Below are 9,892 nucleotides of genomic sequence, written 5' to 3'. Positions count from 1 at the left end.
ATAAGACGGTATCGATTCTGGGTAAGACCGACAGAGGTGTTATGGCCCATTATTGAATCGGGAGCCGGATGCCTTAATTGGGCAAGTCCGGTTCTGAGGAGGGGGGAAGCTTGAGTGATTGGCTTCCTCTACTCAACTAGTATTTCGGCGGATCAGGATAATTTTGTTATCGCCTTTCGAACGATCAAGGAAAACGCAAAGGATGCCTTTGATTTGATCAGGCTGGTTCTGTCCTCGCCCCGTTTTGCACCCGAAGACATTGCGCGCGTCAAGCAACAAATGGTTGGCGGACTCGAGCAACGCCTTCATTTACCACAACCAATCGGAAAAGAAACGCTTCAGGGTCTAGTGTTGGGTGAAAACCACCCATATTCGAAACGGATCTCTGATCGAATTCGCAAAATCCCCGAAATAACCGTGGAACAATTGCAATCCTATATGAAATCGTCATTTACGCAAAATCGCATGAGAATTGTTGTTGTTGGAAATATTGGCGAAGATGATCTTTTGGCCCAGGTTAATGCGTTAATTCAGCAGCAGCCAAAGGGGGATCGCCTGCCGTTGTTCATGGTAACTCCCTTTCGGGGTCCGGGCAAGATGCACGCAATAACAATGGATGTTCCGCAATCGTTCGTTTTGTTTGCTCATCCAGGGGTTTCCCGTCATGATCCCGATTTTTATGCTTTTTTTGTGGCCAACAGCATCCTGGGTGGCAGCACATTTGAATCACGCCTGTGGAAAGAGGTCCGAGAGAAACGCGGCCTTGCCTATGGGATCGGACAGCCACAAAGACAGAAACCGTTCACCAGACGATTGATTTAATCAAGGAAGAATGGAAAAAATTTGCAGAACACGGCATAACGCAAGCCGAATTGGATTTTCAAAAAAAGAATATTATTGGTGGATACCCACTAACGTTTGGGTCCACGCTGGATATTGTTAATGCTCTTTTGTGTTATAGGAATGATGGCTTGCCAATTGACTATATCAATAAACGAAATTCTTATTTTGAAAAATTAACCGTCGAAGACATTAATAGTGTTATTAAGAAAGTTTTCGATCCTGCATTATTAACGTTTGTCGTTGTTGGCCGCGAAGCAGGCCCCGAGAAGATGCAATGAGTGTTTTATTGAAAAGTTTTATTTTTTTTAGTTGTTGTTTAATATCGATAGGACAAGGTATGGCCGGGATTTTTAATCCAGAAGTAAAAACGTTATCCAATGGTTTGCAAATTGTGGTCGTAAGAAATGACCTGGCCCCCATTGTCAGTGTGGGTGTTCTTTATAAAGTTGGCACAGCCGATGATCCGGAACACATGGTTGGGATTTCCCACTTTTTGGAACACCTAATGTTTAAAGGGACAGTATCAGTTCCGGGGAATGAATTCAAACGAACCCTGCTGACTCATGGTGGCCAAATTAATGCCATGACCGGTTCGGACTATACGATTTACCAAGATGAAATTGCTGTCGATCATCTGGATCTTGTTCTTAAACTAGAGGCTGACCGCATGGTTAATTTATCCTTTACCGAGGCAGAAGTTCAATCCGAACGAGATGTCGTTGTGGAAGAACGCCTCATGCGGCTTGATAACCATCCATTGGGGACGATTTATGAATCGTTGTTAAGGGCGATTTATTGGTATCACCCTTATGGCACGCCCCCGATTGGTTACCCCCATCATATTCAAAATTATACGTCTGCAGCCGTTCGTCAGCATTACGAAACATGGTATGCCCCAAACAATGCAATCCTTATTATTTCTGGAAAAGTATCCCTGGGGGATATACTGCCCCTTGTTGAAAAACACTTTGGCCTCCTTAAGTCACACCCCCTTCCGGAACGTCGGCGGCCCATGGAGCCCGACCACAAGGGGATCACAATGCACATTCAGCAATACAACAAAAGAAATTCATTGGTTTTGGCCAGCTGGTATTATCAGGCCCCCAACCACAGGGATGAAAAACTAAAACATCTTTATTATCCACTGACTGTCCTTGGGCAATTATTGGGAGGGGACAAAACATCGCCATTTTATAAAACGCTTGTCGAGGATAAAAAATTGGCCCTGAGCGTCAGTAGCGCATACAGCGGGGACGAACTTGATCCACAACCCTTTAGTTTATCAGCAGAATTATCACCCCAAATGGATATGGCTGTTTTTAAACAAGCGTTGTCAGATTTCCTCAAAAACATCCTTACAAACGGATTCTCGCAAAAAGAGCTGGATGATGCAAAGCGATGCCTATTTGCTCAAATCGCCTTTATTCGCGATGGCAACGAAAATGCAGTCAGCGTTTTTTCAAAACTAGGCACGGGATTTACAGTGGATGAAATAGAGAACTGGAAAGAATCTATTCAGGCCGTCACGGTTGAGCAAGTCTTTGAAGCCGCCAAGACGATTTTGGGCGCACCACCAATTGTTACGGTCGAGGTCCATCCAGAACACCACCTGGAACAAAAGAGTGGCAACTAGAAGCATACATAAAATTCTATTAAAACTTTAAATACCTAATTGAATTTAGATCAAATATTCTCATGTTTATAAACTTTAACCACTTGTAATCCATATTACAGCACCCATATAGTTCTTACAGTCAGATTACTCTGCGTCAGGAAAAAAGATTATGGGTCAATTCATCAAGAAATACGTATGCTGTTTATTGGTTGGGGGCATCCTTAATAGCGCAGTCATGGGAAGCATGGCCCAAGCCATGGATTGCTTGCCAACGGATTGCTTCACGGGGAATCAGCACCGTCCCAAGATTAATCAAATTGTTCCGTTCACGCCATCGCCCGTTGTGGTTCCCGCGATCAAGTCGCGGGATGACGTGGGGGTGCTTTTGTCGCCAGATCATCCTTTGCCATCGAACTCTTCTTTGTTATCCTCGGCCCCCCTCCCGTCACCCTCGAGTTCTCTCCCGTCATCCCGTGGCTTGACCACGGGATCCACCTCTCCCCATACGGATGAAGTCCGCCTTGAAATACTCCCCAAACCGGCAAGGATAGGTTTTGCCCGGTCATCGGTTTCAGCGCTGCATGATCAACATGGAATCACCCAGGACAAGCTGGATGAATTTTCCAAATACTGGCAAGCGTTTTCGGAGGTGGAGGATGCGACGAAGCATCACAGTATGACACGCAGATGGTGCACACTTTCCCTTTCCTTTCTTTTTGGATCTTTTTGCGCTACACAAGGTATGAATCTGGCGTTATATCAAAAATTGGGTCCTTTATTAGGTCTTGAACATTATTATCCCATGACAGCTCAAAGTGCCAACGAAACTCTTTTTTCATATGGGTTGGCTACGTGGGGATTGTTAGTCTATACATTATCCGGATGGAGACAAAGCACAACAGGATTCAAGCAAATGTTTTATTCCAGTGGTCACTATCTTGGAGTATCCACAGAAGACAACAATTCGCGGTTTTACAAACTTCTAAGATCGGCTGTTTTGGTAGGATCGATCGGGTCAGCGGTGGTGCCAGCTATCTATGCGCATCTTAAGGCATATGATCAACTCAAGGATGTCAGCGATCCTGTTGTTGATGCGGTCATCTTAATCAATTCGTTTATTGGGGTTTCGTGGTATTGCTCTAGCGTTTATCATGATATATTGACACACTCCATCCAACAAAAGCTCAACGAACAATTCTGGAAAAACACCTATGTTGCTGGGCTTCGTACAACGTTGTCCTGGGGTATTGGAAATGCAATAACGAATTTTCTGGCCTTGTTAGATGCGGATAAAAAAGAGTTCCATCACCAGATTTTTGGGATAAGCCAAGATGACGCAAATCCACAAGAAAACATCTATAAAGACCTGGAAAACCTATACCACATTGTGCATTTCGGTCGTCAATATAGTTCTATCCACCCCAACCAGGAAGAACCCCAGCTTCGAAAGGTGGTACGGTATGCATCCCACGCTTTTTCTTGGGTTTTTGGTGCTGTTGGCGGGATTTATGCCTATACCGCAACCAAAAGCATGGTTTCTGAGTACGCACACAGTGTTTCGGATTCTTGGTCAATGGCTCTTTCTGCTGGGGCTACTCTTGCTTATGCGATTGTTAAAAAATCCATATCACGCGGTATTGTCACAAAACACTTAACGGGAATTTATGATTGGTATTTCGATTACCAACCACGAGAGGTTGATTTCAGCAGAAATCATCAACCCATCAGCCCCTTTATGAAAACGATTAATCATTTGGGTGGCTTGACTGTCGGATCATCCCTTGTTTTTTCAGCTAAAGAAGTATTACCAAGTACGCTTCAAATTCCCGGTATGATTGTTGCTGGGATTGGGGAGGGATTATTTTGGTCCTCCATCCTCAACAAATGGCAACCCGTTGGGATCAACAAGATCAAGGAATGCAGCTACCAGACAGAATGTCTCAAACCCTATATGGGATCGCCTGATGATGATGTATCCTTTATGACGTTCCAGGTGATTGAGTATCTGACCAAAATGGGGAAATCCATCGAAACCATGCCGGATGAGTTGATCCGAACACACTTTGGGTTGATTCAGACGTATATGGATAAAAAGGAGGAGGCAGCAGAGGCGGCAGAAGATGATGAGAAATTGGTGCACTGCGTAACATAGCCTTTCTTACGTCGAACTGAGATAACGTCGCTCTGAAAAGGCAGCCGAAAGCGTACCCTCGTCCAGGTAATCCAGCTCCCCACCCATGGGAACACCATGCGCCAACGTCGTCAGGCGCACGGGATAAGGCTGCAGCCTATCGGCCAAATAATGAACTGTCGTCTGTCCATCGACTGTGGCGTTTAGGGCCAGGACAATCTCGGTAATTGTTCCCTTGGAAACTTTATGAACAAGCGAATCAATGGTCAACTGTTGCGGCCCCATTCCATCCATAGCGGACAAAACACCCCCCAATACATGGTATCGTCCCCGAAAAATCCCTGCTCGCTCGACAGCCCACAGATCCGCAACGTCCGTCACCACACAAAGCTGCTGTGGATCCCGTTTTGGGTCCTGGCACAGACTACAGGGATTTTGGGTGTCCAGGTTAAAACACTGGGAACATGTTTGAATTTTCCTGTTGGCATCCGTTAGGGCATCAATTAGGGGCTGGAGGACGGCTTCACGTTTTTTAAGAAGGTGCAATGCCACACGCCGCCCAGACCGGGGCCCAAGACCCGGCAAACGACTGAGGCACTGAATCATGCGTTGAATTTCTGGACCATTCATGGATCTGTTAAGCCTTTCTTTAACCCCTAAACACCCCGCGGATGTGCTTTTGCAACCTTATCAAACGCCATTAGTTCCCCCAAAACCGCTGGCATATCATCCAGCTGAATCATGTTCGGGCCATCGCTTGGCGCAACATCGGGATTGTCGTGTGTCTCAAGGAATACACCAGCCACACCAACAGCGACGGCTGCCCTGGCCAGAATCGGCGCAAATTCACGCTGTCCACCGGACGATTCGCCTGCCCCACCGGGTTGTTGAATGGAATGGGTTGCATCATAAATGACGGGATGCCCCGTTTTTGCCATGATGGGCAGGGATCGCATATCGGATACTAACGCGTTATAACCAAAGCTTGCGCCCCGTTCGCACAACATAATTTGCCTATTTTCAAAGCTTTCCATTTTGGCGACGATGTTTTTCATATCCCATGGGGCCAGGAATTGTCCTTTTTTAATATTGATCACCTTTCCAGTTAAGGCTGCCGCCTGCAATAAATCGGTTTGTCGACACAAAAATGCCGGAATCTGCAAAACATCAACAACGTCTGCCAGAATGGAACATTGTTCCGGTGTATGGATATCAGTCAGGATCGGGCATCCGTAAGTATTTTTAACTTCTTGAAATATGGCAAGACTGGCATCTAGGCCAACCCCACGCACGCCTTTTATGCTGGTTCGATTAGCCTTGTCAAAGGATGATTTGAAAATAAACGGAATCCCCAAATGCTGCGTCATGTGTGTCAGCTTTTCTGCCATCATCAAAACATGATCGCGGCTTTCCATCACACAGGGGCCCGCAATTAATACCAATGGCAAATCGTTCCCAATTGATAAAGACCCAACCTTTAAAGATATAGATTTAACGTGATTCATTGATTTTATGCCCTTATTTTTTGCTTTCTAACATTTAGTCATACTGTTTGATAATCAAAAGATTGTCAATGGCGACCAGATACGATACATATTGGAGATAAATTTATTACATGAAAGATTATGACCAGTGAAATTAGAATGGGGATCCAAGCGAACGTGCCAAGGGTGCGGAGTTCGTTTTTACGATTTACAAAAAATACCAGCGGCATGCCCAAAATGTGGCGTTGTTTTTGAACTGCAAACATCCAGCAGGGGGCGCCGAAAGAATGCCGCCGCAGACGCAGCCAAAGAAATTGCGCTGGGAATTGACGAGATCGTCTTGGTAGATGATATCGATCATATTGATGGGTTGGATTCTGGTGCAGAAAGTGATGTTGACCTGATCGAGGATACATCCGACCTTGGGGGGGATCTTGACGATCTGTCCGATGTTATGGATCATGATTCCGAGGCAGATGAGCGGTAAAAATTCCCGCTATTGTCCCCGCGCAGGCGGGGATGGTGAATTAAGCCTGAAATAACCGCAACATCATAAAACTTCAAGAAAAATGTCAGAACAGAAAAAAAGTATTATTGGATTAAGCAGGGATGAGCTGCTTCAGGATTTCCTTGCGCTGGACCTTCCAAAGTTTCGGGTGCAACAAGTTTGGAATTGGCTATATCATCATGGGGTCCGATCATTCGACCAGATGAAAAATATTTCTGCGCCCATAAAACAAAAACTGGACGATCGTTTCGTAATCGAACGCCCGGCCATTACAACGGCGCAACTCTCATCCGATGGGACACAGAAATGGCTGTTGAAATTTCAGGATAGCCAAGAAGCCGAATGCGTTCACATCCCCGAGGTTAATCGGGGGACATTGTGTGTTTCATCGCAAATCGGGTGTTTGTTAACGTGTAAGTTTTGCCATACGGGGACTCAGCTTTTGGTCAGGAACCTGACGGCCGGTGAAATTATCGGGCAAATGATGGTTGCGCGCGATGTGTTCAATGAATGGCCAACACCATTGGGAAAACGCCAGATTTCCAATCTAGTATTAATGGGAATGGGCGAACCGTTGTATAATTATGACAACGTCGCAACAGCATTAAAAATCATGATGGATCCTGAAGGGGTTTCCGTATCGCGTCGCAAAATCACCCTGTCCACGGCCGGGGTCGTGCCCATGATCAGGCAATGTGGCGAGGAATTAGGGGTTGGCCTAGCCATATCATTGCATGCTGTACGGGATGATCTGCGTGATACATTGGTCCCTCTAAACAAAAAATACCCACTGGCGGAGTTGTTGGAGGCGTGTCGAGACTATCCGGGGCTGAATAATGCGCGTCGGATTACGTTCGAATATATTATGCTTAAGGGGGTGAATGATTCCAATGCCGATGCCAAGGAATTGGTGCGGCTGATTCAGGGGATCCCCGCCAAGATTAACCTAATCCCCTTTAATTCCTGGCCAGGCGCGCCGTTTGAATGCTCTACCCCTGGGCGCATTGCGGAATTTTCAGAAATTGTGTATCGGGCCGGGTATGCATCACCCGTGCGCACACCGCGGGGCCAAGATATCTTGGCAGCCTGCGGACAGTTAAAATCGGAAAGCTTGCGCCTTAGGAAAAATTCCGCTTCTTTGGTTGAATCTCATTTGATATGAGTGTGCACAGACATATAAGTGTTAACAAAGACTAAATGTAATTTATAAAAATGTTACGAAATTAACAAAGGATGAGCTCATGAAATTGATACGAATACTTCCCATGTTTCTGTTGTTTGTGTTTTGCTGTAAGGAAAGTTATGGGGCATGGGATTTTGATCGTGCTGCATTTGATGCCGATCTGGCGAAAACGAGGATTTTGCCTGCATTTAATTTAAATGTTATTGAGCAAGAGTATGCGGATAATTTTGAGTCAGGCCATGACTATGAAACAGAAGAATTCTATGAAAGTTGGGAAGAGGCCGAAAAATACACAGAAAATGAAAATATTGGTGATGAAGAAGCATGCTCAGAGATTGCACTAGAAGAGCGACGCCTATATGATGATAGGATTGAAGAAGAAATACGACTGGGAATCGATAAACTTCGTCAAGAGTATCCTTCGTGTGAGTATGACGTAAATGTAATTTTGAATCGAAATCTACAATATTGGGCAGAGAAGGCAACCCAATTGGGCTATCGTTTTGCTGAAAAAGGAAAATTTGAGACCGCCGATAAATTTTTTATGTTAGGGGGCAAGGGGTATGTTTTTTACAAAGGTTCTTTTTCTAAGGGTTTTAACTCAGTTCGTGATGATCCCTATTCTGGGCAAGGACGAATGCACCTGAACGTGGTCAATGCTATTGTGACAGATAACTTGTATCCCACATCTCATCTTTTGAGTCACTTGAATAAGGCTTTAGATTCTTTTGCATTATCTATTTTGGATGAAATACCTGCGCTTACCCATCAATTCCTCCAGAATTATCGAGATCAATTAGTGCGCTGGCATATGAATGCGGAAGCAATTCAAAATCGTGGCCTTGAAAAGTTATTATACGCAAAGGGATTTATTGGAAGGCTGATACATAAGGCTGATAGTCTCCAATGGCTTGAAGTTGTTGATAAGTACGATAAGTCAAAGCACCAGAATAATTTGGCCTTTCAATTGAAGACACATGGTTTTGTTGGGGTAAAGCAACATGATTTGCAACACAATTGGGTGGATCGTGATGGTTGGATTGTGCGGGTTAAACGGTCTAAGGATCGCCATCGGTATGAATTTACTGTGGGAATTTGTAGGGAAAACCCGGTTGAATGGAATAATGCTGGGAATGCTGTTGGTTTAGTGGCTGACGTAGCTTACGGGGGCTTGATTTTTAATGTGGACAACGAGGTTTTTAAGCTTGTGATTAAAGGCGGCGGCGTTTTTGTTGTTCCTTCATCTCCTTATTATCAGCAAGATTGGCATGTAAGAGAGGTGAGGGGGGTGATGATGGGGGAATCACATTTTTCATTACCTCGCACGAAGATGTTTGCACGTGGGGAAATATATCTGACTTATCGTTAAATGGAGAATGTCCTATTCTATAGGAAGTATTGAATTTGCAGTATGTACACATTTGGGGATTTTTGAGAACCAATGGCATTCGGTTGATGAAATAGCATGAGCTTCCCTCTCTAAATAACGTCGTCCTCCTGTGGTCAAGCCACGGAAGGACGGGGGAATGTCCTGTTTGATGTGAGTTCCATGCTAACCGAATACTATTGTTTTGAGAACTCCTCAGGTGTGTCAGGATGAGCCTGGTGTTTCTAGTGGGTGACAATTCCCTGTTCCGACAGGCATGAAGCTCTCATTAGAAATCGAGTTTTAGGTTAACGGAGAGGTAATAACTTCTTTGAACGAAGGAGAGGGAAGGCTGGGTCCCGTTCTCAAAAATTGAAAGGGGCTTTGATATTTCATTTGATTGGTTGGCTTTAGAAAAGCCGCCCATCGTCACACAGTTAACCTGTTTTTTGGGAAGTGAACACAGGTTTTTGGTGAGCCTAAAATGATGACCGCTGCGTTGGGTTGACTAACTCATCATAATGACATCGTTGAAACCGGAGGGTGAAACATCAATTTAAAACAAGGCGCAAAATAGAGGGAATGAATCAACACAAAAAACAAACACAAAATGAGTAACAACAGGGCAATGGCCTAGAAATCAATGATATTAATCCCATTTATTTCCAAAAATCCAAAAAAGTCTAAAGATGCTTTATATAGTGTATTTTTAATATTTTTCATTTTAAGCGCTCTCAACTTATTTAATCCTATATCAATGCA

The 9,892-nt window shown here is 44.6% G+C and carries 9 protein-coding genes; 7 read left to right on the top strand and 2 right to left on the bottom strand.

All coding sequences use genetic code 11. The annotated features are described in order from the left end of the window. The first annotated feature begins 114 nt into the window (after positions 1-114). The 4 genes from NTX76_05615 (at position 115) to NTX76_05600 (ending at position 4,610) form a co-directional block, all read left to right on the top strand. Positions 115-822 carry an insulinase family protein gene (locus NTX76_05615; protein ID MCX7338737.1) on the top strand — a complete coding sequence of 236 codons (708 nt, stop codon included), beginning with the start codon at positions 115-117 and terminating at the stop codon, positions 820-822. After that, positions 735-1,121, top strand: coding sequence for a hypothetical protein (locus NTX76_05610; GenBank protein ID MCX7338736.1), 387 nt, complete (start codon positions 735-737; stop codon positions 1,119-1,121). The genes NTX76_05615 and NTX76_05610 overlap by 88 nt, the downstream gene beginning before the upstream one ends. A gap of 59 nt (positions 1,122-1,180) precedes the next feature. Continuing rightward, positions 1,181-2,476 (top strand): pitrilysin family protein, encoded by a 1,296-nt coding sequence (locus NTX76_05605; GenBank protein ID MCX7338735.1) that lies wholly within the window; start codon positions 1,181-1,183, stop codon positions 2,474-2,476. A 151-nt stretch (positions 2,477-2,627) separates the two neighbouring features. Next, positions 2,628-4,610, top strand: a complete 1,983-nt coding sequence (locus tag NTX76_05600; GenBank protein ID MCX7338734.1) for a hypothetical protein — start codon at positions 2,628-2,630, stop codon at positions 4,608-4,610. A 6-nt stretch (positions 4,611-4,616) separates the two neighbouring features. Here the strand turns inward: NTX76_05600 and recR are convergent, their stop codons facing one another. After that, positions 4,617-5,219, bottom strand: a complete 603-nt coding sequence (recR, locus tag NTX76_05595) for a recombination mediator RecR (protein ID MCX7338733.1) — start codon at positions 5,217-5,219, stop codon at positions 4,617-4,619. Positions 5,220-5,245: 26 nt separating this feature from the next. Then, positions 5,246-6,094 carry a 3-deoxy-8-phosphooctulonate synthase gene (gene kdsA / locus NTX76_05590; protein ID MCX7338732.1) on the bottom strand — a complete coding sequence of 283 codons (849 nt, stop codon included), beginning with the start codon at positions 6,092-6,094 and terminating at the stop codon, positions 5,246-5,248. 127 nt (positions 6,095-6,221) lie between these two features. On the opposite strand from kdsA, the gene NTX76_05585 reads away from it, so the two are divergent. The 3 genes from NTX76_05585 (at position 6,222) to NTX76_05575 (ending at position 9,133) form a co-directional block, all read left to right on the top strand. Next, entirely contained in the window at positions 6,222-6,560 is a 339-nt protein-coding gene (locus NTX76_05585; protein ID MCX7338731.1) for a TIGR02300 family protein, read from the top strand. An 82-nt stretch (positions 6,561-6,642) separates the two neighbouring features. Continuing rightward, positions 6,643-7,743 (top strand): 23S rRNA (adenine(2503)-C(2))-methyltransferase RlmN, encoded by a 1,101-nt coding sequence (rlmN, locus tag NTX76_05580; GenBank protein MCX7338730.1) that lies wholly within the window; start codon positions 6,643-6,645, stop codon positions 7,741-7,743. A gap of 79 nt (positions 7,744-7,822) precedes the next feature. Then, positions 7,823-9,133 (top strand): hypothetical protein, encoded by a 1,311-nt coding sequence (locus tag NTX76_05575; protein MCX7338729.1) that lies wholly within the window; start codon positions 7,823-7,825, stop codon positions 9,131-9,133. The last annotated feature ends 759 nt before the right edge of the window (positions 9,134-9,892 follow it).

The sequence above is a fragment of the Alphaproteobacteria bacterium genome, assembly GCA_026400645.1.
Taxonomy (GTDB): domain Bacteria; phylum Pseudomonadota; class Alphaproteobacteria; order Paracaedibacterales; family CAIULA01; genus JAPLOP01.
Note: the sequence above shows the minus strand (reverse complement) of the source record. Positions and strands in the feature narration are given on the sequence as shown.